The sequence below is a fragment of the Bacteroidales bacterium genome, assembly GCA_029210725.1.
Classification (GTDB): Bacteria; Bacteroidota; Bacteroidia; order Bacteroidales.
Genome location: JARGFM010000013.1, coordinates 89038 through 114193 on the forward strand (window position 1 = coordinate 89038; position 25156 = coordinate 114193).

At 46.8% G+C, this 25156-nt stretch carries 26 protein-coding genes; 21 read left to right on the forward strand and 5 right to left on the reverse strand.

The window, feature by feature from the left end:
* The first annotated feature begins 5 nt into the window (after nt 1-5).
* The 8 genes from P1P86_09110 (at nt 6) to P1P86_09145 (ending at nt 7826) form a co-directional block, all read left to right on the forward strand.
* A complete protein-coding gene (locus P1P86_09110) occupies nt 6-1559 on the forward strand; it encodes a carboxypeptidase-like regulatory domain-containing protein (GenBank protein ID MDF1575334.1) in 1554 nt (517 codons plus the stop codon).
* A 137-nt stretch (nt 1560-1696) separates the two neighbouring features.
* Complete coding sequence (locus tag P1P86_09115; GenBank protein ID MDF1575335.1) at nt 1697-2983, forward strand: hypothetical protein; 1287 nt, start codon at nt 1697-1699, stop codon at nt 2981-2983.
* Between the two features lie 70 nt (nt 2984-3053).
* The gene (locus P1P86_09120; protein ID MDF1575336.1) at nt 3054-3686 is read left to right on the forward strand and encodes a S9 family peptidase; all 633 of its coding nucleotides are present in this window, start codon (nt 3054-3056) and stop codon (nt 3684-3686) included.
* 6 nt (nt 3687-3692) lie between these two features.
* Entirely contained in the window at nt 3693-3860 is a 168-nt protein-coding gene (locus tag P1P86_09125) for a hypothetical protein (protein ID MDF1575337.1), read from the forward strand.
* 107 nt (nt 3861-3967) lie between these two features.
* Nucleotides 3968-4615, forward strand: coding sequence for a Crp/Fnr family transcriptional regulator (locus P1P86_09130; protein ID MDF1575338.1), 648 nt, complete (start codon nt 3968-3970; stop codon nt 4613-4615).
* Nucleotides 4616-4668: 53 nt separating this feature from the next.
* The gene (locus P1P86_09135; GenBank protein ID MDF1575339.1) at nt 4669-5250 is read left to right on the forward strand and encodes a glutaredoxin domain-containing protein; all 582 of its coding nucleotides are present in this window, start codon (nt 4669-4671) and stop codon (nt 5248-5250) included.
* 35 nt (nt 5251-5285) lie between these two features.
* Nucleotides 5286-5567 (forward strand): co-chaperone GroES, encoded by a 282-nt coding sequence (locus P1P86_09140; protein ID MDF1575340.1) that lies wholly within the window; start codon nt 5286-5288, stop codon nt 5565-5567.
* 153 nt (nt 5568-5720) lie between these two features.
* Nucleotides 5721-7826 (forward strand): M3 family metallopeptidase, encoded by a 2106-nt coding sequence (locus P1P86_09145; protein ID MDF1575341.1) that lies wholly within the window; start codon nt 5721-5723, stop codon nt 7824-7826.
* Nucleotides 7827-7879: 53 nt separating this feature from the next.
* Here the strand turns inward: P1P86_09145 and P1P86_09150 are convergent, their stop codons facing one another.
* Nucleotides 7880-9298 carry a sugar transferase gene (locus tag P1P86_09150; protein MDF1575342.1) on the reverse strand — a complete coding sequence of 473 codons (1419 nt, stop codon included), beginning with the start codon at nt 9296-9298 and terminating at the stop codon, nt 7880-7882.
* A 112-nt stretch (nt 9299-9410) separates the two neighbouring features.
* Between P1P86_09150 and P1P86_09155 the strand changes: the two genes are divergently transcribed.
* From P1P86_09155 to gcvP, 3 genes are all read left to right on the forward strand, one after another.
* Complete coding sequence (locus P1P86_09155) at nt 9411-10061, forward strand: protein-L-isoaspartate(D-aspartate) O-methyltransferase (protein MDF1575343.1); 651 nt, start codon at nt 9411-9413, stop codon at nt 10059-10061.
* 1 nt (nt 10062) lies between these two features.
* On the forward strand, nt 10063-10707 hold the full coding sequence (locus tag P1P86_09160) for an MBL fold metallo-hydrolase (protein ID MDF1575344.1): 645 nt from the start codon (nt 10063-10065) through the stop codon (nt 10705-10707).
* A gap of 91 nt (nt 10708-10798) precedes the next feature.
* Nucleotides 10799-13666: an aminomethyl-transferring glycine dehydrogenase gene (gcvP, locus tag P1P86_09165; GenBank protein ID MDF1575345.1), complete on the forward strand. Its 2868-nt coding sequence runs from the start codon at nt 10799-10801 to the stop codon at nt 13664-13666.
* A 15-nt stretch (nt 13667-13681) separates the two neighbouring features.
* Here the strand turns inward: gcvP and P1P86_09170 are convergent, their stop codons facing one another.
* Entirely contained in the window at nt 13682-14137 is a 456-nt protein-coding gene (locus P1P86_09170; protein MDF1575346.1) for a MerR family transcriptional regulator, read from the reverse strand.
* 159 nt (nt 14138-14296) lie between these two features.
* On the opposite strand from P1P86_09170, the gene P1P86_09175 reads away from it, so the two are divergent.
* From P1P86_09175 to P1P86_09190, 4 genes are read left to right on the forward strand one after another with little or no spacing between them, the layout of a single operon-like run.
* Entirely contained in the window at nt 14297-14728 is a 432-nt protein-coding gene (locus P1P86_09175) for a cytochrome c3 family protein (protein ID MDF1575347.1), read from the forward strand.
* A 20-nt stretch (nt 14729-14748) separates the two neighbouring features.
* Nucleotides 14749-15477, forward strand: coding sequence for a 4Fe-4S dicluster domain-containing protein (locus P1P86_09180; protein MDF1575348.1), 729 nt, complete (start codon nt 14749-14751; stop codon nt 15475-15477).
* A 31-nt stretch (nt 15478-15508) separates the two neighbouring features.
* On the forward strand, nt 15509-16672 hold the full coding sequence (nrfD, locus tag P1P86_09185) for a polysulfide reductase NrfD (protein ID MDF1575349.1): 1164 nt from the start codon (nt 15509-15511) through the stop codon (nt 16670-16672).
* Nucleotides 16673-16685: 13 nt separating this feature from the next.
* Nucleotides 16686-18347 (forward strand): hypothetical protein, encoded by a 1662-nt coding sequence (locus P1P86_09190; GenBank protein ID MDF1575350.1) that lies wholly within the window; start codon nt 16686-16688, stop codon nt 18345-18347.
* Nucleotides 18348-18359: 12 nt separating this feature from the next.
* Here P1P86_09190 and ssb read toward each other — a convergent pair whose 3' ends face one another.
* Nucleotides 18360-18716 (reverse strand): single-stranded DNA-binding protein, encoded by a 357-nt coding sequence (gene ssb, locus P1P86_09195; GenBank protein MDF1575351.1) that lies wholly within the window; start codon nt 18714-18716, stop codon nt 18360-18362.
* Nucleotides 18717-19058: 342 nt separating this feature from the next.
* Here ssb and P1P86_09200 point away from each other — a divergent pair, with 342 nt between their 5' ends.
* The 4 genes from P1P86_09200 to P1P86_09215 all read left to right on the forward strand — a co-directional run bounded on the left by P1P86_09200 (nt 19059) and on the right by P1P86_09215 (nt 20935).
* A complete protein-coding gene (locus P1P86_09200) occupies nt 19059-19250 on the forward strand; it encodes a cold-shock protein (GenBank protein MDF1575352.1) in 192 nt (63 codons plus the stop codon).
* A 96-nt stretch (nt 19251-19346) separates the two neighbouring features.
* Nucleotides 19347-19544, forward strand: coding sequence for a hypothetical protein (locus tag P1P86_09205; protein ID MDF1575353.1), 198 nt, complete (start codon nt 19347-19349; stop codon nt 19542-19544).
* Between the two features lie 244 nt (nt 19545-19788).
* Entirely contained in the window at nt 19789-20214 is a 426-nt protein-coding gene (locus P1P86_09210) for an RNA polymerase sigma factor (GenBank protein MDF1575354.1), read from the forward strand.
* Between the two features lies 1 nt (nt 20215).
* Nucleotides 20216-20935 (forward strand): hypothetical protein, encoded by a 720-nt coding sequence (locus P1P86_09215; GenBank protein ID MDF1575355.1) that lies wholly within the window; start codon nt 20216-20218, stop codon nt 20933-20935.
* Here the strand turns inward: P1P86_09215 and P1P86_09220 are convergent.
* Together P1P86_09220 and P1P86_09225 are read right to left on the reverse strand one after the other, a co-directional pair.
* Nucleotides 20920-22392: a hypothetical protein gene (locus tag P1P86_09220; protein MDF1575356.1), complete on the reverse strand. Its 1473-nt coding sequence runs from the start codon at nt 22390-22392 to the stop codon at nt 20920-20922. The two genes, P1P86_09215 and P1P86_09220, sit on opposite strands and share 16 nt — an antisense overlap.
* A 35-nt stretch (nt 22393-22427) precedes the next feature.
* Nucleotides 22428-23888 (reverse strand): PQQ-dependent sugar dehydrogenase, encoded by a 1461-nt coding sequence (locus P1P86_09225; GenBank protein MDF1575357.1) that lies wholly within the window; start codon nt 23886-23888, stop codon nt 22428-22430.
* 116 nt (nt 23889-24004) lie between these two features.
* Here P1P86_09225 and P1P86_09230 point away from each other — a divergent pair, with 116 nt between their 5' ends.
* Together P1P86_09230 and P1P86_09235 are read left to right on the forward strand one after the other, a co-directional pair.
* Complete coding sequence (locus P1P86_09230; GenBank protein ID MDF1575358.1) at nt 24005-24433, forward strand: GNAT family N-acetyltransferase; 429 nt, start codon at nt 24005-24007, stop codon at nt 24431-24433.
* 12 nt (nt 24434-24445) lie between these two features.
* Entirely contained in the window at nt 24446-25153 is a 708-nt protein-coding gene (locus P1P86_09235) for a class I SAM-dependent methyltransferase (GenBank protein ID MDF1575359.1), read from the forward strand.
* Nucleotides 25154-25156 lie beyond the last annotated feature (3 nt).

Here is a 25156-nt window from a genome sequence, read left to right on the forward strand (position 1 = left end):
TTCACATGGGAAACACATCAGGAAGATATTTGCGCGAAACTCTTCGTACGGTCCTGATCCTTTTGTTTCTTTCTCTGTTGCCTCTGCAACATGTGTATTGTCAGGAAACCCTCCCTTCTGTCAGGATTACAGTTTCCTCCAGAAACCAGAGCATTAACGGGGTTCTCGATGAGATTACCCTGCAATCGGGCTATCATTTCACCTTTGATGCAAGCATCATCGACGGGAAGCGAAAAGTAGAATTCCGGGTCCGCGAACTGCTCCTGAAAGAGGCACTCGACTCCCTGCTTAAGGATCCGAACCTCGATTACCGGACTATCGATAAGAACATTGTGATATATCGTATAAATGAAGGCTCCCCCACTCCCATCAGCAGTACGATCGACCGGGCCCTTCTCAGGGGCAGGGTGGTGGAAATGCGCACGGGCAAAGCACTCTCCTATGCGACCATCGCCCTCCTGGAAACCAGCCTGGGTACCATAACAAACCAGGAGGGAGAATTCTCTTTCAAACTGCCCCTTGATCTTCCCGATCCCATGATTGTTGTCTCCTTTATAGGTTACAACAGCAAAGTATTTCCGGTAAGTTATCCTCTGGCAGAGAAACTTGAAATTCAGCTCGAAAGAGAATTGATCCCGCTTCAGGAGGTGATCATCAGGTACAGCGATCCGGCCAAGCTGCTTCGTGAAGCTATAAGCAGGTTCCCGGAAAACTACCTGGAGAACCACTCCACCATGACAGCCTTCTACCGGGAATCCGTGAAACGAAATGACCACTGGATGGTCTACTCGGAAGCTGTGCTTGAGGTGGCAAAAGCTCCATATGGATTATTATCATCCGGAGATCATATCCGCATTGTAAAGCAAAGGAAAATTACGGATGTAAGCACCGAAGACACTGTACTGATCAAGCTGAGATCGGGGATCCCCACCTCCCTGAACCTGGATGTGATAAAGAACCGGCCCGATTTTCTGAAAGAGGACTTTCAATCCAGGTACAATCTGGAGTTCACCGATATGATGAGCTATGGCGACCGGCTGGTCTATGTGATAAGCTTTCATCAGAAAGATGAAATCCCCGACCTCCTCTTCCAGGGACAGCTCTACCTCGACCAGGAAAGCCTGGCATTGCTGGCAGCCGATTTTGAGTTCAATCCGGATTTGCTGCATAAGGAGCCCGAACTCTTCCTGGTGAGCCGCTCTCCAAAAATTAATATTCGTCCCGTGATGGCCAGATATCATGTAGATTACCGCTCGGTGGAAAGCAGGTACTACGTAAGCCAGGTCAGGGGCGAGGTGGAATTAAAGGTGCGTAAAAAAAGAAAGTGGTTCGGCTCCAGGTATAAGATCGCCATTGAGATGGCCATCACAGACCTGATCCCTGATCAGAGGCTGCGGATCGATCCAGCCGACCGAGTTAGCCGTAATATTGTACTGGCTGATGAACCTTTTCAGTTTGATCCGGAGTTCTGGGGCGTGCATAACAGTATTGAACCAGAGGCATCGCTGATGGAGTCCGTCCAGAAACTGGTGCACAACAACCAGGAAATAATGGAATGATCCCCTGGCCCTCCGGGCAAGCACCAGCCTTTCATTTAAGCGCTCCACAGAATTCGGGGCGGGTCCTGAGAATCATTTCCGATTGACTTTCTGTGCGGTCTGCATTAACTTTACCGGTGCAAATAAAACATTGATTCATGAAAAAAACTCTGGGATTTACCATTCTGGCCATGATGGCAGCCTGTACCCAGGTGCCTGAAAAGGTCATGCAGTACACCATTGAACAGTTTTTTGACAACCTCTCCATTGGAGGAGGAAGTTTCTCGGCCGATGAAACCCGGCTGCTTGTTACCAGCAACCAGACCGGTATCTACAATGTATTCGCCCTGAAACTGGATGGTTCCGGAGAAGAACAGCTGACATTTTCCGAAGAAGAGTCCTTCTTTGCCGTATCCTTTTTCCCGGAGGACGACCGTTTCCTCTACTCTGCCGACCAGGGCGGGGATGAGAATGCGCATATTTATATGCAGGACCCGGATGGACAGGTCACCGACCTGACTCCCTGGGAAGGAAGTACTTCGCAATTTGCAGGATGGAGCCGTGATTTCCAGTATCTCTACCTGGTTTCCAACAAAAGGGACCCTCGCTTTTTCGATTTGTATAAAATGGATCTGGAAAATTTCGAATCGGATATGATCTATGAAAATATGGAAAACCTGAGTCCGTCAGCCATCTCAAATACAGGCAGGTACCTGGCCCTGACCAGAGATCTGACCACCTCAGACAACGAAATGTACCTGCTTGACCTGAGCACGGGAAATCTCCAGCATATCTCTGAACATGAAGGCGATGCCACCTATTCTCCGGCAGACTTCTCCCTGGACGATGAGTATCTCTTTTATCTGACCAACGAGGGAAGTGAATTCACCTATCTCTCTTCCTATCACCTGGAAACGGGAAAAAAAGAGCTGGTGTATAAAGCCGATTGGGATCTCTTCTATGCCTATTTTTCTTTTCATGAAAAATACCAGGTAATCGGAATCAATGAAGACGCCAAAACCGTTGTAAAGGTATTTGAAACTGGCAGCGGAGCGGAAGTGGAGATGCCCGATTTTGGAAACAGGGATATTTCAGGAGTATCCATATCCCGTTCGGAAAAACTGATACGTCTGGCTGCAGGAAGTGGCACCTCCCCCACGGATCTCTATTTGCACCAGTTTGGAGAGGAAGATTTCACCCGACTGACGCACTCCCTCAACGAAGAAATCCATGAAGCGGACCTGGTGACCGGGGAGGTAATCCGCTATCCCTCCTTCGACGGGCTGGAGATCCCGGGCATCCTGTACAAACCACACGAAGCTTCGGCCAGGAACCAGGTGCCGGCCCTGCTTCAGATTCACGGTGGCCCTGGTGGACAGAGCCGCCTGGGATTGATTCTCCTCGCAGCAAGCTGCGAGGAATCATCGATTAATTGTTTATTTTAAATGTGCTCGCTTACCCCGCAGCAGAGCTACGGGGAATGCGCTCGCGTAATTCAACAGTACAACCCAATACCTGGTGAACCATGGCTATGCCATCCTGGCCGTGAACAACCGGGGCAGTTCCGGTTATGGAAAGACCTTTTACAACCTGGATAACCAGCGCCATGGGGAGGATGACCTGATGGACTGTGTTAAAGCCAAGGAATACCTGTCGGAACTGGGCTATATTGACATGGACAGGGTCGGGATTTTAGGAGGCTCCTATGGAGGATACATGACCCTGGCAGCCCTGACTTTCCAGCCGGAAGAATTTGCCGTTGGAGTGGATCTGTTTGGAATTTCAAACTGGGTGCGGACCCTTAAATCCACCCCGCCCTACTGGGAAGCTTTCCGGAAAGCACTGTATGAGGAACTGGGTGATCCCTTTACCGAAGACTCTGTCCGTTTGTATAGAATAAGCTCCCTGTTCCATGCTGATCAGATTACCAAACCGCTGATGGTGCTTCAGGGAGCCAACGATCCGAGGGTGTTGCAAGTGGAGTCAGATGAAATTGTGGCCGCTGTTAAGGAAAATGGAATCCCGGTGGAATACCTTATTTTTGAGGATGAAGGTCACGGTTTCGTGAAGAAAGAGAACCAGATCGAAGGATATGGGAAAATCCTGGAATTTCTGGACAAATATCTGAAAGGAGTGACCGGGGAGTAAGGTTTTATGAACAGGAATTCTGATGAAAATATAGAGCAACTGGCCCGGGAAAAGATAGGGGGTAAGAGTTATTCCACCATCCGGGAAGAGTTGATGGCAGCGGGGATGGCAAAGGAGGAAGCCAATAAGCTGATCCGGAAGGGTATTGCAGCGAAAGCACTCCTCTCCCGCTGAGACGGGAACGGGTGCCATCCGGAAGAGGCGACCGTATAAATGAGAATCCCACAGCCCGGACACCTTAAAATTTATGCATTCTTCCTACCTTCACAGAAAATTGGATGATGCTAGAGGAGATAGTAAAGAAACGTTTTCCGTTTTTTGAGTCGGGACTCAGATCAGCCATCAGTGAAACCGGCACCTTAAGAGAATTTGAAGCCCAGGAGGAGCTGATCAGGGAGGATCAGTATATCCGGTCTTTTCCCATTGTGCTGGAGGGCCTGATCAAGGTTTGCCGTACCGATGAGGAAGGTAATGAACTGCTGCTTTACTATCTGAGGCCCGGTGAAGTCTGTACGGTTTCCCTGATCTGTTGCATGGACCGGACCCGTAGCCGTGTGAAGGCCATTGCCGAAGAGAAAACCACTGCCATAGTGGTTCCGGTGGAGCTTCTGGACAGCTGGATGAGCAAATACCAGACCTGGAAAGAGTATGTGATGCACTCGATGCAGCTACGCTTTGATGAATTGTTGAACGTCCTGGACAGTGTCGCTTTCCTGAAAATGGACGAAAGGCTGGAAAAATTCTTTACCAATCGCTACCGCTCTTCCGGTTCCATGATTTTTGAAGGATCGCACCAGGACGTGGCGCTGGCCTTGAACAGTTCCAGGGAGGTCATATCCAGACTCTTGAAACAGATGGAGAAGAAAGGGCTGATCCGCCTGTCGCGGGGCCGGATCGATTACTCACCCTTGTGTGACAAAAGTTACTGAAAAGCCTGAATCACTTTAATTACTTTGTGCAGTTCAAAATCAAAGTATAATAAATGGAAGCAATAGCTGTACATTCATATAAAGAGCTGGTGTCCGGCCTGTCCGGAGAAGAGAGGGCATTTTTACTCATCTATAAAAGTGGTGCCGGGCAAAGCGATTGTGCACTGGAGAGGATTGAAAAAATGAGTAGAAATGATTCACAGAAGCTGTTTACTGCCGATGTGAATAGTGTCCGCGATATACACGAGAAACTGGAGATTACCACTGCTCCCAGCCTGGTCATTTTTGAGAAGGGCAAAAAGGTGAATGTAGTCAAAGGGTGTCAGACAGAGGCTGCCTACAGCTCCATTCTTTCCGGCAGAGAAATTGGCGGGCAAAAAGGAGGAGAAGCGGGAAAGAGCAAACAAGTTACCGTGTATACTACTCCAAGTTGCAGCTGGTGTACTACTCTAAAAACATACCTGGATCAGAAGCAGGTCCGGTACAGAGAGATTAATGTAGCAGCAGACTCAACGGCGGCAGAAGCCATGGTTCGGAAAAGCGGACAGCAAGGGGTCCCTCAGACAGAAATAAACGGACAGATGATTGTGGGTTTTGACAGGACCCGGATCAATCAACTGCTGGAGATAAAATAAGTTCGACGCTTATAGTAAACCTAAATTAAAGAAAAATGAAAGAGTTACAGCCAATCAATCAACATGTGCTTCTGGAAATTGAAGCAAAAGAAGAGAAAACTGCTTCGGGAATTATCATTCCTGACACCGTTAAGGAGAAACCTCAATTCGCAAAAGTGCTGTCTATCAGTGGGATAGAAGATCCTGAGATTTCAGTAGGTGATGTGGTTTTTTACAAGAATTTTTCAGGAACAGAACTGGAATTCAACGGTAAAGAATACCTGATGATGCCCTACGCCGATATTCTCGGAAGAATTGTTGAAACAGACAAGATCTAGTATCATGCCTGACCGGCTGTAGGCATTTTTATCATTATCAAAATCTTTAGGTTTCTGCCGAAGGGCTGCTACTCGACATGGCAGCTCTTCTTTTTTATACCCCGGATTAGTCCTATCTTGCACCCACCTTTTATTCATCTTAAAACTTGTACTGTGAAAAAACTGATATCGGCTATGGTTGTTGCCACCGTAATCCTTTCCGCATGCAACTCAATAAAAAAAGAACCCATGAATCCATTCCTGACAGAGTATACAACTCCATTCAAAGTACCCCCGTTTGATGCGATAGAGAACGAGCACTTCATTCCTGCTTTTGAAGAAGGGATGAAATTGCAGCAGGCAGAAATTGAAACCATTGCAGGAAACACGAATGAAGCTACCTTCAGGAATACCATCGAAGCTCTGGATAAAAGCGGAGAATTGCTAAACAAAGTAGAAGGCGTGTTTTTCAGACTCCGTTCGGCCGAAACGAATGATGAGCTGGACTCCATTGCACGGATAATACAACCAGTGCTCACCGCCCACAACAGCAGCATCAGCCTGAACCCCGGATTGTTCGAAAAGATCAAGGCCCTCTATGCAAAAAAGGAGTCCCTTGAACTTAACGAGGAACAGTCCAGGGTCCTGGAGAAAACCTACCGCAGGTTTGTCAGGGGTGGCGCCAACCTGGAGGGAGAGGATAAAGAGAGGATCATGGAAATCGACAAGAGACTCTCCATGCTGACCATGCAGTTTGGCGATAACCTGTTGAAAGAGACCAACTCCTATCAATTGATTATTGAAGACGAAGCCGACCTGGCCGGACTGCCTGAGTCGGTGCGTTCTGCAGCATCTGATGCCGCCCGTTCCGCAGGTTTGGAGGGCAAGTGGGTATTTACCCTGCAAAAGCCAAGCTGGATCCCTTTCCTTCAGTATTCTGAAAAAAGGGAATTAAGAGAAGAGATTTACAGGGCTGTGTTTATGCGCAGTAACAACGGGAACGAATATGATAACAATAATTTGATTACAGAGATACTGGAACTCAGGATCGAACGCGCAAAGCTGCTGGGTTATGAAACACATGCAGCCTACGTCCTGGAAGAGAGAATGTCCAAAAAAGCGGAGAATGTTTATGACCTGCTTATGCAGGTCTGGGAACCTGCTCTGAATAAAGCCAAAGAAGAGGCTGATATGATGCAGCAGATAATCGACCGGGAAGGCGGGGCTTTTCAGCTGGCTTCGTGGGACTGGTGGTACTATGCCGAAAAGATCCGTATGGAGAAATATGATCTGGATGAGGAGGTGGTCAGAGACTATTTCAGCCTGGAAACCGTTAAGGAAGGGCTCTTCTCAGTGGTGAACAATCTGTATGGCCTGAGTTTTGAACCCCGCAAGGATCTTCCCGTATACCACGAGGAAGTTATGGCCTACGAAGTGAAAGAAAGGGATGGATCTCATCTGGGTATTCTGTATATGGATTTCCATCCAAGACCAGGAAAGAGAGGAGGTGCCTGGAGTACCAGTATCCGAAGGGCCCATGTCAAAGAGGGCAGGCAGATCACTCCGGTCCACCTGATTGTTATGAATTTCACCAGGCCCACGGGCGACAAACCGGCCCTGCTTAGCTTTGATGAGGCTCTCACTTTCTTCCATGAATTCGGACATGCACTGCACTCCATGCTCACCAGGTGTGAGTACCTGGCCGTTTCCGGAACCTCGGTGGCAACAGATTTTGTGGAACTTCCTTCCCAGATCATGGAGAACTGGGCCGCACACCCCGATGTTCTGAAAACCTATGCAAAACACTACCAGACAGGTGAGGTAATTCCGGACGAGCTGATTGACAAGCTGGAAGCTGCCAGCAAGTTCAATCAGGGATTTGTGACTGTGGAGTATACGGCCGCATCGATCCTGGATATGGATTATCATACACTTACAGAGGCATCCCAGGTGAATGCCAATGATTTTGAAGAGGCTTCCATGGACCGGATCGGCTTAATTGATCAAATCATCCCTCGCTACAAATCCAACTATTTTCAGCACATCTTTGCCGGAGGGTATTCTGCTGGTTATTACAGCTATATGTGGTCAGAGGTGCTGGATAAAGATGCTTTTAATGCATTTGTCGAGACCAGCCTTTTCGACCAGGCAACAGCCACTTCATTCCGTGAAAACATCCTGGAAAAAGGAGGTTCTAAGGAGGAAATGGAAATGTATGTCAATTTCCGGGGTGCTGAACCCACTATTGAGCCACTGCTGAAAGGAAGGGGACTTAATTAAAACAGGAGAATACAGTAATAACTACGGGGAGGAGTATGGCTGTCAGATGGCACCTATACCCCTCTCCCTTTCAGGATAGTAATTACTGTGTAAAAAAGAATCTTTGCATCCACAAAGAGGGACATGTTTTCTATATATAATATATCAAATCTGAGCCTCTTGATCATTTCCTCCACATTCTCGGCATAGCCATACTTCACCTGGCCCCAGGAGGTAATTCCCGGTTTCACCTTCTGCAGATGGGTAAAATGCGGAGCGGTCCTGATAATTTTTTTGATAAAATATTCCCTTTCGGGCCGTGGTCCCACCAGGGCCATATCGCCTCTCAGGACATTAATGAAGTTAGGGATCTCGTCCAGCCGGTGTTTGCGCATCATTTGCCCAAAACGGGTCACTCTGGGATCGTGTTTTGAGGAGAGTTCAGGGCCATTCTCTTCTGCATTGTGGTACATGGAGCGAAACTTGTAAATCTGGAATTCCCGGCCATACCTTCCTATCCGGTCCTGTTTGTATAATACCGGGCCGGAGGAAGAGAGCTTTACTCCAATGATCAGGGCCAGGTTCAGAGGAGTTAAAAAAATCAAAGCCAGTATGGAAATGACAATATCCATCAACTGTTTCACATTTTGTTGCCAGGCGGGCATTACATCCTGATTTATCTCCAGCAGGGGAGTTCCGAATATGGTGGTACTTTTTACTTTACCGGTAAGAATATCCGTGATACTGGGTATGGCACTGATTTTCACATCAAGCAGGGAGAGCCTGTTCACAATATCTCCAATCTTATCGTGTTCCGCCGGATCCAGGGCAATGATCACCTCCTCGACACCCTGCTCCATTAAAATAGACTCCATATTCTCATGCCCGCCCAGGTGGGGCAAATGGTCCTGCAACTGATAATGCTCTTTCCATTTCACGTTGATGAATCCTAATATCTCATATCCATTGGATCTGTGTTGATTTATAATATCCAGATATACATCCACTGCATTTTCATTACTTCCGATCATCACCGTTTTAAAACCGATTTCCCGCCGGTGGACTTTTCTAACCATCCTGGTGGTTAAAAACATCCTTGGTATCAGGGTCAGCGTAAACTGCAGGAGAAAAAGCGTAATCGCAAGGGTGTAATAGTTGGTGTAATTCTGAATGATATCATCCAGAATAATAAGAAAGAAAATAATCACAACTCCAAGCAGCGTGCTTAACAGGGTCCGGATAAAATCATCCAGCCTGGAACGGCGAAACATATCCTTATAAAAACCGGTAAAATAGTATAACAGTATCCATGCAAAAGGAAGGCCTGTGACCCCAGTCCAGAACCTGGGGCCAAAGGTGATGGGGACATCTGTTCCAAATGCCTGGGATTCAATAAAAATCTTTCGAAACAGAAAGAATAAAACCCAGGCCACCATGGCCGCAAGAAAGTCAAATAAAATGTATAATAATCTCTGTTTTCTCTGGTTCTTCATTCAGTTGGTCGAGCTCTGATTCTATAACTGCAAGTCCAGGCCGATAATTGCTTCAGGTGTCAAAAAAAACTCCATATATGTTGAAGAATATCCCTTATATTTGTCCATCCAAATGGAACAGGCAGACAGTTTTAGACATAAAGGTTTAAGAAAGAAACTCATAGAGTCGATCAGATCCAAAGGGATCATGAATGAAGAGGTACTTGAAGCCTTAAACAGGGTTCCCCGCCATCTTTTTATGGATAGTAGTTTCGTTAACTTTTCCTACACAGATAAAGCCTTCCCCATTGCATCCGGACAAACCATTTCCCAACCCTATACTGTGGCATTTCAAACCGAACTTCTGGATGTGAAAAAGCATATGAAAGTCCTGGAAGTTGGTACCGGATCAGGATATCAGACTGCCGTCCTGCTTGAACTTGGGGCAAGGGTCTACACCATTGAAAGACAGCGGCAACTTTTCCTGGAAGCTCAGAAAACACTGGGCCCGCTTCACTATAAACCCATTTACTTTTTCGGGGACGGTTATGAAGGATTACCGGCCTACCAGCCTTATGACAGGATCCTGATTACCGCAGCGGCCCCGGAAATTCCTGAACTTCTTCTTAAGCAGCTGGCTGTGGGCGGAATACTTGTTGTTCCGGAAGGCGACCGATTCGGTCAGAAAATGATCCGTGTGGTTCGGGAAACTACAGATCATTATCAGCGTAGTGAGCATGGTCACTTCTCTTTTGTCCCCCTGCTCAGGGGTAAAAATCAATAATATGCTTCGTATAGAGTCACTTGTGTTTAACGCTTTCCAGGTAAATACCTATCTGATTATACACGATAACGGGGAGTGCCTGGTCATCGATCCGTCTTTCTACTCCCCGGAAGAAGTCAGGAACTTTGACCAGTTTATTATCAAACAGAAATTGCAGGTAATCGGACAGCTCAATACTCATTGTCATGTGGATCATGTTCTGGGGTTGCAGCATATGCAGACTGCCTATAAGTGTCCCCTGCGCGCTCACCCGGAAGAAGCCAATTTGCTGATCAACGCACCCCTTATGGGAGATATGTTCGGCCTTCAGGTGGAAGCACTCTCGGGCATCGAATCACCCATCCTGAATGATGAATCGATTACAATCGGTGATACCTTTTTAAAAGCCATTCATGTTCCCGGACACTCACCGGGCAGTCTCTCCTTTTACTCTCCGGAAGGAGGGTTTGTGGTCACGGGCGATGCTCTGTTTCAAGGCAGTATCGGACGTACCGACCTGCCGGGCGGCGATTACGATACGCTGATCAGGTCCATCCGGAACAACTTATTAAGCCTTCCAGGGGAAACAACTGTTTATCCGGGACACGGAGCTCCGACTAGCATAGGAGAGGAAGCAATAAACAACCCCTTCCTGTCCATGGCTTAACAACATGATTTCCTTCACATTTTTTCAGCAAAGGTTTCTTTATATTTACCCTTCAGCATATAAATCCTGCTGAGATAAATTTGCACTATTTATGAAATCTGATCTGTTTAGTCAGCGCCACCTGGGTTCCCGGCAGCCGGAAATTGAAGAAATGCTGGAATCCATTGGAGTGAAATCCATGGATGAACTTATCCGCCTTACTATCCCGGATTCCATTCTGAAAAATGAATCCATGAACCTGCCCCCGGCAGAAGACGAACATAGTTATCTCGAAAGGTTAAAAGAGATGGCCGGCAAGAATCTGATGTTCCGTACTTATATGGGACTTGGCTATTATAATACCATTCTTCCTCCGGTTATCCAGCGCAATATCCTGGAGAATCCAAACTGGTACACCTCCTACACTCCGTACCAAGCAGAAATTTCCCAGGGCAGGCTTGAAGCTCTTTTGAATTTTCAAACCATGGTAATGGAGCTGACCGGAATGGAGATGGCAAATGCCTCGCTGCTGGATGAGGCGACGGCTGCTGCAGAAGCCATGATCATGCTTTTCAATGCACGCTCCAGGACCGCAGCCAAAGAAGGCAGAAACAAGTTCTTCATTGATCAGAATATATTTCCACAAACCAAAGCGGTTTTGTCGACCAGGTCCGAACCTCTGGGCATTGAACTGGTTTTCGGAACCTACCGGGAAACGAAGTTCGAAGGAGCTTTCTTCGGCGCTTTGGTTCAGTATCCGGCTGCCAATGGCGAAATCAGGGACTATGCCGGGTTTACCCGGCTGGCTCATGAAAAGGAAGTTCCAGTGACTGTGGCAGCAGACCTCATGAGCCTTGTGCTGCTTACCCCGCCGGGGGAATGGGATGCTGATGTGGTGGTAGGATCCACGCAGCGCTTTGGGATCCACATGTTCTTTGGTGGGCCCCATGCAGCATTTTTTGCATGCCGGGAAAATTTCAAAAGATATATGCCTGGCCGTATTATCGGGATCTCCCTGGATGTAAATGAGAAACCTGCTCTCCGCATGGCGCTCCAAACCAGGGAGCAGCACATCAAACGTGAAAGAGCCACTTCCAATATCTGTACAGCTCAGGCACTACTGGCCAGCATGGCCGGGATGTATGCGGCCTATCACGGACCGGAAGGCCTGAAACGGATCGCTTCCAATATTCATACCGGGGCCGCCTATCTGTCTGCCCAACTCAAAAATCTGGGTTATAAACTGGCACACGAAAACTACTTTGATACCCTGAGTGTGGAGCTTCCCTCCAGCCTGAAAGCTGATGATTTCAGGAAGATCGCGGAAGAGAGGAAGATCAATTTCTACTATCCTGATCCGAATACGGTACAGCTCTCCACCGATGAAACCACCCGCGAAGAACGTCTCAACGAGATCCTGGAGGTCTTTTCCGTAGCTGTAAAAAGAGGAATTCAATTCCGGGAAAACCTGGAGCCGGTCATTGCCTTCGCACCCGAATTCAAAAGAAAGTCGGAGATTCTTCCACAATCTGCCTTCCACGCCTATCGTTCCGAAACAGAGATGATGCGCTATATCAGGATGCTGGAACAAAAGGACATTTCCCTGACGCAGTCCATGATTTCACTGGGATCCTGTACCATGAAACTAAATGCAGCATCCCAACTGATGTCCGTAAGCTGGCCCGAGTTTGCTACGCTTCACCCCTTTATTCCAATAAATCAGACAGAGGGATATCACCAGCTGATCAATGAACTGGAACAGGCTCTGGCAGAGATCACCGGCTTCGAAACCATCTCCTTCCAGCCCAACTCAGGGGCTGCCGGAGAATATACGGGGCTGATGGTGATTCAGGCCTACCATAGGGACCGGGGCGATCATGGAAGAAATGTGGTCCTGATCCCTGCATCTGCACATGGCACCAATCCTGCCAGTGCAGTAATGGCTGGTCTGGATGTCAAGGTGGTGAACTGCGATAATCGCGGTAATATCGATACAGACCATTTAAAGGAGCTGGCCGAAGAAAACAAAGAGGTGCTCTCGGCTATTATGATCACTTACCCGTCCACCCATGGAGTATTTGAAGACAATATCCGCGAAATTATTGGCTTTGTGCATGATTGTGGCGGACAGGTTTATATGGACGGGGCTAATATGAATGCCCAGGTTGGCTTGACCCATCCGGCTCTTATCGGGGCGGACGTCTGTCATCTGAACCTGCACAAAACCTTTGCCATCCCTCATGGGGGAGGCGGTCCCGGAGTCGGTCCCATAGGCGTGGCCAACCACCTGGTGGAATTTCTTCCTACCCACCCACTGGTAGAAACCGGAGGGGTGAAAGGCATCAGCAGCGTAGCAGCTTCACCCTATGGAAGTGCAGGGATCCTGGCCATTTCCCATGCCTATATCAGGATGCTCGGAGCTGAAGGACTCACCGAATCGACCCGGTTGGCCATCCTAAACGCCAACTATGTGGCTCACTCCCTGAAGGATTATTACGACATTCTCTACACCGGCACATCCGGGAAAGTCGCTCACGAAATGATCCTCGATTGCAGGAAATTTAAAACACTGGCTGATATCACCGAGGCCCATATCGCAAAACGGCTGATGGATTATGGTTTCCACGCTCCCACCCTCTCCTTCCCGGTAAATGGAACGCTGATGATGGAGCCTACAGAAAGTGAATCCAAGGCTGAACTGGACCGTTTTATCCAGGCTATGATTGATATCTATAAGGATATCATGGAGATAGCAGAAGGAAAGGTAAAAGCTGAAGATAGTGTTCTCAGGAACGCTCCCCATACCGCCGCGATTCTGCTAAGCGATAATTGGAATCGCAGCTATTCCAGGGAGAAAGCCGCATTCCCTTTACCCTGGGTAAGTAAAAATAAATTCTGGCCCGCAGTAAGCCGTGTGAACGATGGCTATGGCGACCGGAACCTGGTCTGCTCCTGTGATCCCATTGATGCTTACCGGTAGTAATTATTGCAGGATCTATATAAGCTCCTCCAGGACAGATTTAATTCCGGAATGCTTATGCAGGGATTGATATACTTCGCAATCCCTGCAGTTCTCATTTCTGCAAGGTCCGCTCTTGGCCGAAGCTTCCCAACAAGGTTGAAAATCTTCCTTATATGCCCCACATGACTTTTTTTCATTCTCCGGACATCTCCTGATCGCCCAGCAAAGGATCGCTGCCATCAGAGTTCTTACGCCGGCAAAATTGAGCCCCTTCTCATGAATGAGTTTCCGGATAAGTCTTAATCTGCCGATATCATTGGGTGAGAATAAATGCCTTCTGGACTCTAGTTTAAATGGAATGATCATCCCCATGTCAATATACTGCCTGATAGAATGGGCCGGAATGTCAGAAAGCCGGGAGGCTATTCCGAGGGTATATACCGGTTTGTTATTATCCAACTGGAAGTGGTCTTCCATTTGTGCAAGCATGGTTCAAAATTTATTTGGTTTTAATATAAATTAACTGGTTACTAATCACTTCCCATACACAAATATAGTAATTGTATGGTATTTTATGTATAATTAGATACTCATATTGTGTATTATTTAATACACATTCTGCTTATGCCGCCACAAATAAACAGAATATTGCTACTATTCGTTGTCTTCATCGGCGTGTTTCTTATTATCCGCTCCATCTTAGTTCCTGATACATTCGGGCAGTACGGTCATTACCGGGGTGAATCATTAGAAGATAATGCATCCGAAAAGTTAGTATTTGCGGAAGCAGAAGACTGCAAGGCCTGTCATGATGATATTCTGGGAAAACTTCAGAATGAGATGCACTCCGGGCTCTCCTGCCTGATATGTCATGGCCCCGGCAGGGCTCATGTCGAGGATCCACAGTTAGGGAACATTACAAAAGAAAGCGGAAGAGAATTTTGCGGCAGGTGTCATAACTACCATCCGGCAAAATCTACCGATGTCATTTTCCAGGTGGATATCCTTACGCATCATACAGAGAAAACGGACTGCATTGAGTGTCATAATCCACATTCATTATGGGAGGGAATGGAATGAAATCATCACGAAGAAAATTCATGAAAGCTTCAATTGCTGCCGCAGGTACTGTGATCTTGTCCTCGGCTGCAAGACCATTTGAGATGCTTTTAATCGCATCTGATCCTCCTCCCAAAGAGGGACCATGGTGGGGAATCGGAATTGATATACATAAATGCATAGGATGCGGGCTTTGCGCCAGGGCCTGTAAAACGGAGAACCAGGTACCGGATGAACCCTTTTATTACCGGACCTGGGTAGAGCAATACACCATTTTAAACAACATGGAAATCAGAATCGAGTCGCCGAAAGGGGGAATGGATGGTTTTGAACCATCTGTACCTGAAGAAGAGATCTTCAAAACTTTTTTCGTTCCAAAAATGTGTAATCAATGTGCCAAATCTCCCTGTACCCAGGTTTGCCCAGTGGGAGCAACCTACGAGAGTCCCGATGGTGTGGCATTGATTGATGAATCCTACTGTATCGGATGCTCATATTGTGTCCAGGCTTGTCCTTACGGTTGCAGGTACATACATCCGGAAAAGAAAGTCGCAGATAAATGCACACTCTGTTATCACAGGATAAAAAACGACCTGGCTCCTGCCTGCATGGAAATATGCCCCACCAAAGCCAGAATATATGGGAATTTAAGAGACAGAGGCAGTGAGCTTGTCCGCTTTCTTCGTGAGCATGATTACCAGTTCTTAAAACCACATTTGAATACAGGCTCAAAACTATTCTATAATGGACTCAGTGCCGAGGTAAGTTAATATGACAGATCATATTAAACATTTATACGAGATGTTATCCAAAGTGGAAGGATACATCTATCCCAATGAAATAGAACTTCAATGGGGAATTCTGATCGTACTTTACCCCTATCTGACAGGTCTGGTCGCAGGGGCATTCATACTGGCCTCCCTGGAAAGGGTCTTCAAGATAAAGATACTTGGCCCCACTTATCAGCTTGCATTATTAACGGCATTGTCCTTCCTGATTGTGGCCCCGTTCACGCTGATCTCACACCTTGGACAACCGCTTAGGGCTTATGAGATCTTGATTACTCCAAATGCAAACTCGGCCATGGCCATATTTGGATTTGTCTACCTCTGGTACCTTTTAGCTGTGCTGAATCTGGAGATCTGGCTGGATTACCGCCGTGATTTTGTTATTTGGTCCAGGGAGAAGAAAGGCTTCATGCGGATTGTATATAAAGTATTGAGTCTGGGGATCAGTGACACTTCACCAAAAGCGGTAAAATGGGATGAGCGCCTGGGCTACATGATTACCGTGATCGGAATCCCTTCGGCATTCCTTCTTCATGGCTATGTAGGATTTATTTTTGGATCCGTTAAAGCCAATCCATGGTGGTCGACCGTGCTGATGCCGGTAATCTTTATTTTTTCCGCTATGGTTTCCGGAATAGCTCTCATTATGATCATCTATATGGTGGTCTCCTACCTGAGAAAAGTGACAATTGACATGCCCTGTCTGGATATGATCGGAAAATACCTTTTCTATATGCTTATCCTGGATTTTACTCTTGAATCGCTGGACCAGGTTCACAGGATCTATGAAGCAGAGGAATCCTTTGACATATTACATATGCTTGTCAATGGCCGGTTATTTATAACTCTTTTTGGCTTTCAGATCACCCTGGGGATGGTGATCCCTTTGATCAGCCTGGGTGCCATACAAATATTAAAAATCAAAGAACAGATACGTAAGATTATCTACTTCGTCTCTGGCTTTCTGGTACTTATAGGTATCTTTTTCATGCGCTGGAACGTCGTAATAGGCGGACAACTCTTCTCAAAAGGATTTCATGGATTTACCAATTTCAAACTAGGTCTGGTAGGTTCGGAGGGATTGTTCATGGCAATCGTATGGATTGTTCTCCCGTTCCTGATCCTGGCGTTTTTACTCTGGCTACTTCCTCCATGGAAAAAGCAGGAAGTAGTCTGAAAACGGAACAGTGATGAATAACAAGATTCAATCCAGCACAGGGGAATTCGATCTCCTTAAAAAAAGGATCGAAGCTCTGGAGCAACGGATAACCCACATGGAAAACGATGTTGCATCTTCAGGCCACCGCAGGACTGGTCTATTTCGTTTAGAACTTTCGGCTGAAGAGAATACCCTTCCAAAAAAGGAGGCATCGCAGGATCATTCCATAGAATCAAGAATCGGGGAATACGGCATGGCCTGGATGGGTAATATAGTCCTGCTCTTTGGTATCCTGTTTCTGTCACAATATTTACAAAACAACAATCAGGAAATTATTTCCCTGGTGTTTGGATTTGTTTCAGTAGCATTTGTATACCTTCTCGGACATCTAACCCGGAAATCGCTTCCGTATATGTCCAGACTTTTTAACTACAACGGACATCTGCTTCTATATATCCAGGCTATGAGGATCAGCATGTTCCCGGGTAGTCAGATAATTAACAACACACTACTTAGTCATCTACTGGTTCTTGTTGTACTCTTTTCGCTGCTATACCTGGCATACAGGAACAGCTCTCAGCTACTGGCTGTCATTGTCTGGCTAATGGCTGTCATTACTGCAGTTGCAGAAGGAAACACTCATTTCATGCTTCCTTTAATGCTTGGTATAAGTGGCTCTGCCATCTGGTTTACCATTAAAAAAGACTGGTGGACCGGGTTGTATATCTCGGTATTCCTCGCCTATTTCATATACTTGATGTGGATCATCGGGAATCCGATCATGAGCAAATCACTCGAATTCGTCAACATCCATCAGTCGGGACATTTTTACCTTTTTGCATGTGCACTGGCCTATTCTCTGATGGCCTTGCTTCCTGAGTCGGAAAAAGTATCCCGGAGCCAGCTGAATCCTATAATTGTCTGGAATGGTCTTGGCTTTTCTTTTATTTTTACTTTGTCTGTACTGGCTTTCTTCACTGAAGACTATTACAATTATTTCGGGCTGATTGCAGCATTTTGTATCATTTATTCCATATGGCTTCAGTTAAGAGAGACGTGGAAATCAGTTGCTGCTATGTATGCTGTTTACAGTTTTGTAGCCTTCAGTATTTCCATTGCAGGAATTTTCCATTTTCCTCTGGCTTTCTTACTCCTTTCTATCCAGAGCATCCTGGTGGTAATAGTGGCCCTTTGGTTCCGGTCCAGGTTTATGGTGATAATGAACAGTATCCTGTTCCTGGGACTGTTACTCGCTTACTTAATCATGGGAAATATACTCCATGAGATTAATTTCGCCTTTGCCATAGTTGCCCTTGGGACAGCCAGGATCCTGAACTGGAGAAAGCAGCGTCTGGAAATTCGGACAGAATTGATCCGGAATATCTTCCTTAGCACGGGAGCTATGATGGTTTTGTTCAGCCTTCACCAGGCCGTTCCGGCAAATTTTGTCACCCTGTCCTGGACGTTTTCCGCCATGTTGTTCTTTATCCTGAGCTTATTGATCCGGAATGTGAAATATCGCTGGCTGGGCATTATCACCATCGTGGTAACAGTATTTTACCTTTTCATCGTTGATCTAAGTAATATAAGCCTGGGATATCGCATCGTGGCTCTTATGTTCATTGCCTCTATCTCTCTGGGGATATCCATTTTTTACTCCAGACGAATGAAGAGCAGGAAAAAGGAGCCTTAGTAAATTATCAAATTACCCTTCAGCCTCCCCCATGCTTCTGGGAGAAAGGAAGAGGAAGTGATCACAGACAATCTCTGTGCTGTAGTGCTTATTCCCCTCCTTATCATCCCATGAATTGGTGGATATCTTTCCTTCTACATAAAGGGCATCCCCTTTTTTCACATGAAGCTTCACAATTTCAGCAGCTTTGTTCCAGACCACGATCCGGTGCCACTCAGTACGGCGAACCTCCTCGCCTTCCTTATCGCGCCAGACTTCATTGGTGGCCAGCGGGAAATTGGCCACAAAGGCCTCTCCATCCCGTTCTGAGACTCTGGGCACCTCCCCCACATTTCCTACGAGCGTCACCCTGTTTACTCCGTATTTCATAATGCTAAAGATTTGGTTACAGGGATTAATGTGATCAGAGACGGGCAGATCGGTCACAGAACCTCGATCAGCCGGTTCCGGCACAGACTGTATCGACAATTTTCGGTAATTTTGAAATAAAATTCGCAGGCAGCAGCGCTTCGGGGAATACGCTCGCGCAATTCAGTTTTTGTGATTCATTCCTTGAATAGAGTGAGCTTGCCGGGGCTTTGTATATGGTCAAAATCAGCCTGGATGGTAATTATTTGTCTTCCAGAATAATAATTAAGCAATAATTCGGTAAAACAAATTACCTTTACAGTTGTTATTAGTTTGAGTTATGTATCATTTTAATTAAAAGTTATGAGTAACGGAACAGTAAAATTCTTCAACAATGTAAAAGGTTTTGGTTTTATCAACCCTGATGAAGGAGGTAAAGACGTTTTTGTTCATCAAAGCGGATTGATCGACGAAATCACTGAAGGCGATAAAGTTAGCTACGAAGTAGAAGATGGTCCTAAAGGACTTAGCGCAAAAAACGTCAAATTAGTATAACATACACTTTGACTCTAAAGCACTGCACAGCCCGTCGGTTTTGACGGGCTTTTTTTATTGCTATTTTTATGCGATTAATCAAACTTGTTTACCATCATGAAATATAGTGAAAGTGCCGGACGGCTAAGGGTAATGATAGAAAAAGCCATTGAGGATCACAAAATTACACGTGCCGAAATGGATTCCATACTGTTCATCGCAACAGAAGATGGCCACATAGATCCCCAGGAACAGGCTCTGCTCAATCAGCTTCAGGAGATGATCGAAAACAAAACTGTAAAACTTACTATGTAGTTTTTTGTCCAATTCATTGACTTACTAAGTAAACAAGCTTAGTCAATGAGGCATGAACAGGACCATCGGAAATTCCTTGAGCTGATTTATAAACATCAGAGTATCATTCACAAGATTTGTTTTGTCTATTGATTCTCCTCGCAGCAAGCTGCGAGGAATCATCGATTAATTGTTTATTTTAAATGTGCTCGCTTACCCCGCAGCAGAGCTACGGGGAACCGAGTTTACGAGCTCAGCGCAGCTAATGCGCTCGCGTAATTCAAAGAACAGGCAGGACCGGGAAGATCTTCAACAGGAGATCACTTTGCAACTATGGAAATCCTTTCCCTCTTTCAAGGGAAAATCTGCATTTTCTACATGGATGTACCGGGTGGCACTAAATACGGCCATCAACCAGACCAGGCGGCCCGGATTGTTCATTGACGCATCCTCTTCCCCGGAAATCCCCTGCGACCCTTCCGACTCCTATAGACTATCCGAAGAGATACAAATTCTATATCGGGCCATCTCTGGTTTAAAAAAGGTGGAAAAGGCCATTATTCTTATGTGGCTGGAAGAAAAGAGTTACGAAGAGATTGCAGAGGCTATCGGAATTACTGTAAAGAATGTGAGCGTCAGACTCGTCCGGATAAGGACAAAACTGGCCGAAATTATCTCAAAACTTCAATAAGATGAAATCCATAGATTTAGAAGCCATAAAAACTACCTGGAAAGGTGAAAAAGGATTCGAAGTTAGAAGATTGTCGGAAACCGATATTGAAAATTATCTTGGAAAACGTTCCAGGGATATCAGTCAGTTGTTCAGAAAAGGACTCATTATTGATTTGTTTTTAAAAAGTCTGATCGGGCTGTCCCTCGCCGGCATCCTGATTCTTTTTCACACCAATCTGAAGGTCGTCCTGATGAGCAGTGCGATTCTGCTGGGGACCATCTGGACCATCCGCTACCAGTGGAAGATGATTGGAAAAATCCCCAAGGCCGAAGCCTCAGATCCCGTAATCAGGACCACCCTGATGAATAAGCTGGATTATTACCATCAAAGGTTTATTAAATCGCTCTATGTGGGAGCGCTTTCCAATGCCCTGATTATTCTGTCAGGCATGCTCTACTATTTCTACTTCAAGTATGGCGGGATGCGGCCATTCACCTGGGATGATTACCTGGTATTCGGCAGTACGATTATTTTGGGCTACGCTTTAGGTGCCTATGTTCAGATCGCCCACTACAATTTCCAGATCATACAGCTGGAGAGTTGCCTGCAGGAGATTGATGAGGAGGCCATAACCACGCGCACCATCAGGGATCAGCGGAACAAAAAAAGGCGCCTGACACTTATCTTCGCACTGGCCCTAATCTGCGGACTTTTGCTGCTTGCTTATTTCATTTCATGAGCCGGTTTGAGGGTCCAGAGCTGCATCCGGGTCATCTCCACCAGGTGCGACATATCCAGGTCTTTCCTGTGCACGATCCAGTCCTTGTAGCTTTCCACCTCTGAAGTGATAAGCTCTTCATATTCCATGGGATATGGATCGAAAGGGATTACCTTGTAGTTGTCACGCGGATCTTTCCCGGCAATATCGAGATATACGGTGCTGAATAAATGCATCAGCGATCCGGTCCCCACTCCGGCCCCCTCCAGTTCAAGCCCGGAAGGAAGATAGCCCCGGTTCTGGATCATATCTCCGGAAGCAATGGCCAGTTCAATGACCTGTTCCATGGCAACCGAGGTGATGCCGGGCCGGCCGGAAGGCATCTCCATGGGTCCAAGAGGGCTTTCACGCAAGAGCTTTCGCGGCATCTTTCCCTTTTCTCCATAGGATTGAATCGACTTCGCAAGTGCGGCAAATACTTCCGCAGGGGCATAAAACTCATCGTAAACGACCTGACTGGTCCCCCGGATCTTCTCCGCAATCCTGATAAGGTCCTTTTTGCGTATATATTCTGGTTGATAGGAAAATCGCTCCATCAGATTCCCGATGGTGGTGACCTCTATACTTTCCTGGTCTTTCAGAAACTGCATCAGGCGCCTGAAATTCTTCCTGGCGCTTACCATGCTTTCAGCCGGCCGGAGTGCGGGAGCTTTAAGGCTGTCTTTGTCCGGATTGGCACCTTCGTAAAAATTGAAATCCCAGAACTGTTCCGCCCTGACTTTGGTGGGGTGACAGGCAAAGAATGATATCATATCGAATCCTTCGATATCCCGGAGAAAATTTTCTTTCAGCTTCTCAAACACGGGATTAAAAAGTTCATCCATGTAATAAACATCATCGAAGCCTCCGTAATCGCCATGGAAGTTCAGGGTATTGCAGAACCATACTGCATGTTTGCCGGGCAATCGCACCGGTGAATAGACATAACCTTTGCCCATTTGACCGAGGGCAAATACCAACTGGGGGCCATAGGACCCTCCGTGACGGGCCAGGGTGCTCACCGGAACCCCGAAAATCCTCTCCAGTTCATCAAAACCCGCCGATTCGTTCTCGAGCATCGCCTGCACGCCCTGATCCCAGCCGGCATACTCCAGGATCTCAGTGACTGTGGGATGGATGGAGCCCAGGTTGGTATGGCTTCCAATATCATGGGCGGCCATGGCCGCTATCACATCATTCCTCCCACGCTCTTCCAGCGAACGTGCTTTCTCCCCGATCACAAAAAAAGTGCCCGTGACTCCCACCTCGGTCATGGTTTCGGCCAGCCACTTGGGAATTTCATCCACACTATCGGATACCGGTGAAATATAATCTTCTACATCAAAAACTACGCTGACATAAGTTTTTTTGGGGGTGGGCGTGCAGCTTTGCAGGAAGGTATAAATGAATAAGAATGTCAATAAATCACTGATTTTCATAGCATGAAAGTTTTTGGTTAATAACATATCAGAGCTTACTGTCCGGTGCGCTCAGTCAGAGGACGAAGCCGGATGATTCTATCGGGTTTATTAACCACCACGTAGATGTTACCCTCAGGATCCAGGCCTATATCCCGGACCCTGCCGTAATTCTTCATAATAAGCTCCTGGTGCATGACCCTGTCGGCTTCAATATCAAGCAGCCTGACCTCTTCATATTTCAGTGCGCCAACCAGCAGCTTATTCTTCCATTTGGGGAATGCCTCCCCCTGGTAAAACTCGATCCCGCAAACAGCAATGGAAGGTTTCCAGTAAAGGGCCGGCTGTGCGTAACCCTCCATCCTTGTGAAATTTGAAACAGGGTTCCCGTCGTAATTGCTCCCATAGGTAATGACCGGCCAGCCATAATTGGTACCCCGGGTAATCAGGTTCAACTCATCTCCACCCAGGGGACCATGTTCCGCGGCCCAGATCTCATCGGTTCCCGGATGCACTGAAACCCCCTGGGGATTCCTGTTTCCAAGGGTATACAGAGATGCCAGTCCCTCTCCGATGAAAGGATTATCATCCGGGATACGTCCATCCGGGAAAATCCGGTGAATCTTTCCATTGGGCCGTTTAGGATCCTGGGCCTGGTCCTGTGCTCCACGATCTCCGATACTGAAATAGAGATAACCCTTTTGGTCAAAAACTATCCGGTTGCCATAGTGATGCCTGGTGGACCTGTAGGTTTCATAGGGTGCTTCATAAATCAGCTCCTCATCCACCCATTGTAAGTCACGAATCCTTCCCCTGACAAGGCGTGTCATGGCCAGGGCCCTGTCTTCCTCTCCGGCCGGTTCAATCTGATGGCTGTAGGAGAGGTAGATCCATCCATTCTCCGCATATTGGCGATCAATATTTACATCCAACAGGCCACCCTGTCCTTCAGCCAGGACCTGGGGAGTGCCTTTCACCGGTGTGTCAAGAAGCTTGCCCCGCACAAGCATTCTCAGCATGCCGGGCCGCTCTGTGAAGAGAGCTGTATCGCTGTTCAGGAATACAATGGCCCAGGGGGTATCCAGCTTATCCACCCAGACTTCGGCTTTAATCGTATAATCGAGGCTTTCCAGCTGAACCGGGGGATCCGGCTTCTCAACACCTGCTCTGGACTGCTCCTCATACAAATATTCCACCAGCAGCCGGATCTCTTCATCATCCAGGGAACTTTCATAGGAGGGCATTCCCAGGTGTGGGATTCCATACTTGATGTTCCGGCTTACATAGCCCGGCCCATCGCCAAATTGCCATACCCCATCCAGCAGGCTCTGTGCATTTCCTCCCCGGAGATCCTGCCCGTGACAATTGGAACAATACTGATCGTAAATCACTCTGGCATGCTGATCAGGTTCATCCTGGGCATTTGCATCATTCTCTTTACAAGTCGTAAAAATAGAGGAGATAATCAAAATCATAACAAAAGTCCTGAGCTCGAAGTTGTTAATCCTGGATTTCATGGCGCTTTTTATATGTAAGTAAATGAATTTGAATCAGAAATGCTATTTTTGGGGCCATGCAATCAGCAACAATTTTCAGAAAGGTTGAGAAATCAGATAATTTACCTCTTGCCCGAATGATCAGGCAGGTTTTCAGGGAGCATCATGCTCCTGAAAACGGGACCGTGTTTTCGGATCCCACCACAGATGATCTTTATGGCCTGTTCCGAAAAAGCGGTTCCGTACTCTGGGTGGCCGAAGTAAATGGTAAAGCTGCCGGATGTTGTGGAATCTACCCTACGGAAGGCCTGGATGCGAGCTGTGCGGAGCTTGTAAAATATTATCTGCATGAATCGGAGAGAGGCAAGGGTACAGGACGGGAGTTGATGGAAAAATGTATTGAATCTGCCAGGGAACTGGGATACGGAAAGCTATATCTTGAGAGCATGCCTCACTTTTCAAAAGCGGTGCGCATTTATAAAAAACTGGGATTCCGCACACTTGATAAAGCGCTGGGGAACTCGGGACACAGCTCCTGTAACATCTGGATGTTGCTGGAACTTTAACAAGCAAACCCTATGGCAACAAATCAGATAAAAGAAGAGATCCGGCCCATCACCATGCCGGGAGTCCATTCAAGATTTTTAAGGTTTTTCAAAGAACAATCTGAACCCGGAGGACTGAGGATCCTGGATGTGGGAGCCGGAGAGGGAGCGCTGACCCAGAAACTGCATGACATGGGTTACCGGATGCAGGCCTGTGACTTTTCACCGGAGTCTTTTAAATTCAATCCGGTACAGTGTGATGAAGTGGATATAACTTTACCCTTCCCTTATGAAGACCATAGCTTTGACCGTGTAATAGCCGTTGAGGTCACAGAGCATATACTGGACCACGAAAACTTTTTCAGAGAAGTTTACCGGATCCTGAAGCCGGGGGGGAAGTTATACGTTTCCACACCCAATATTCTCTCCATGAAATCCAGGTTACGTTTCCTTTTTCAGGGCTTTCCTTATGGCTTCAAACCACTGGATATGAACCTGCACGACGGGATGCAGCATGTCGCATCCCTGAGCCTCGACCAGTATAACTATCTGGCTTTAAAAAACGGCTTCAGGGAGGCCGAATACGCCATCGACCGTAAACAAAACACTTCACGTTGGCTCAGGATCATATTCTCACCGCTGATGTTTCTGAGCAGAATTCTAAAAGGGTACAGCCCTGTACACAACCGCAAGGAATTGCTCCTTGGAAGATTACTGTTTATGGTTTTTCGAAAACTTTAACGT

Bases quoted from the DNA above. Each gene is read 5' to 3' on its own strand.
- P1P86_09110 (MDF1575334.1), top strand. From the start codon at position 6: ATGGGAAACACATCAGGAAGATATTTGCGCGAAACTCTTCGTACGGTC.
- P1P86_09115 (MDF1575335.1), top strand. From the start codon at position 1,697: ATGAAAAAAACTCTGGGATTTACCATTCTGGCCATGATGGCAGCCTGT.
- P1P86_09125 (MDF1575337.1), top strand. From the start codon at position 3,693: ATGAACAGGAATTCTGATGAAAATATAGAGCAACTGGCCCGGGAAAAG.
- P1P86_09130 (MDF1575338.1), top strand. From the start codon at position 3,968: ATGCTAGAGGAGATAGTAAAGAAACGTTTTCCGTTTTTTGAGTCGGGA.
- P1P86_09135 (MDF1575339.1), top strand. From the start codon at position 4,669: ATGGAAGCAATAGCTGTACATTCATATAAAGAGCTGGTGTCCGGCCTG.
- P1P86_09140 (MDF1575340.1), top strand. From the start codon at position 5,286: ATGAAAGAGTTACAGCCAATCAATCAACATGTGCTTCTGGAAATTGAA.
- P1P86_09150 (MDF1575342.1), bottom strand. From the start codon at position 9,298: ATGAAGAACCAGAGAAAACAGAGATTATTATACATTTTATTTGACTTT.
- P1P86_09155 (MDF1575343.1), top strand. From the start codon at position 9,411: ATGGAACAGGCAGACAGTTTTAGACATAAAGGTTTAAGAAAGAAACTC.
- P1P86_09160 (MDF1575344.1), top strand. From the start codon at position 10,063: ATGCTTCGTATAGAGTCACTTGTGTTTAACGCTTTCCAGGTAAATACC.
- gcvP (MDF1575345.1), top strand. From the start codon at position 10,799: ATGAAATCTGATCTGTTTAGTCAGCGCCACCTGGGTTCCCGGCAGCCG.
- P1P86_09170 (MDF1575346.1), bottom strand. From the start codon at position 14,137: ATGCTTGCACAAATGGAAGACCACTTCCAGTTGGATAATAACAAACCG.
- P1P86_09180 (MDF1575348.1), top strand. From the start codon at position 14,749: ATGAAAGCTTCAATTGCTGCCGCAGGTACTGTGATCTTGTCCTCGGCT.
- nrfD (MDF1575349.1), top strand. From the start codon at position 15,509: ATGTTATCCAAAGTGGAAGGATACATCTATCCCAATGAAATAGAACTT.
- P1P86_09190 (MDF1575350.1), top strand. From the start codon at position 16,686: ATGAATAACAAGATTCAATCCAGCACAGGGGAATTCGATCTCCTTAAA.
- ssb (MDF1575351.1), bottom strand. From the start codon at position 18,716: ATGAAATACGGAGTAAACAGGGTGACGCTCGTAGGAAATGTGGGGGAG.
- P1P86_09200 (MDF1575352.1), top strand. From the start codon at position 19,059: ATGAGTAACGGAACAGTAAAATTCTTCAACAATGTAAAAGGTTTTGGT.
- P1P86_09205 (MDF1575353.1), top strand. From the start codon at position 19,347: ATGAAATATAGTGAAAGTGCCGGACGGCTAAGGGTAATGATAGAAAAA.
- P1P86_09210 (MDF1575354.1), top strand. From the start codon at position 19,789: ATGCGCTCGCGTAATTCAAAGAACAGGCAGGACCGGGAAGATCTTCAA.
- P1P86_09215 (MDF1575355.1), top strand. From the start codon at position 20,216: ATGAAATCCATAGATTTAGAAGCCATAAAAACTACCTGGAAAGGTGAA.
- P1P86_09220 (MDF1575356.1), bottom strand. From the start codon at position 22,392: ATGAAAATCAGTGATTTATTGACATTCTTATTCATTTATACCTTCCTG.
- P1P86_09225 (MDF1575357.1), bottom strand. From the start codon at position 23,888: ATGAAATCCAGGATTAACAACTTCGAGCTCAGGACTTTTGTTATGATT.
- P1P86_09230 (MDF1575358.1), top strand. From the start codon at position 24,005: ATGATCAGGCAGGTTTTCAGGGAGCATCATGCTCCTGAAAACGGGACC.
- P1P86_09235 (MDF1575359.1), top strand. From the start codon at position 24,446: ATGGCAACAAATCAGATAAAAGAAGAGATCCGGCCCATCACCATGCCG.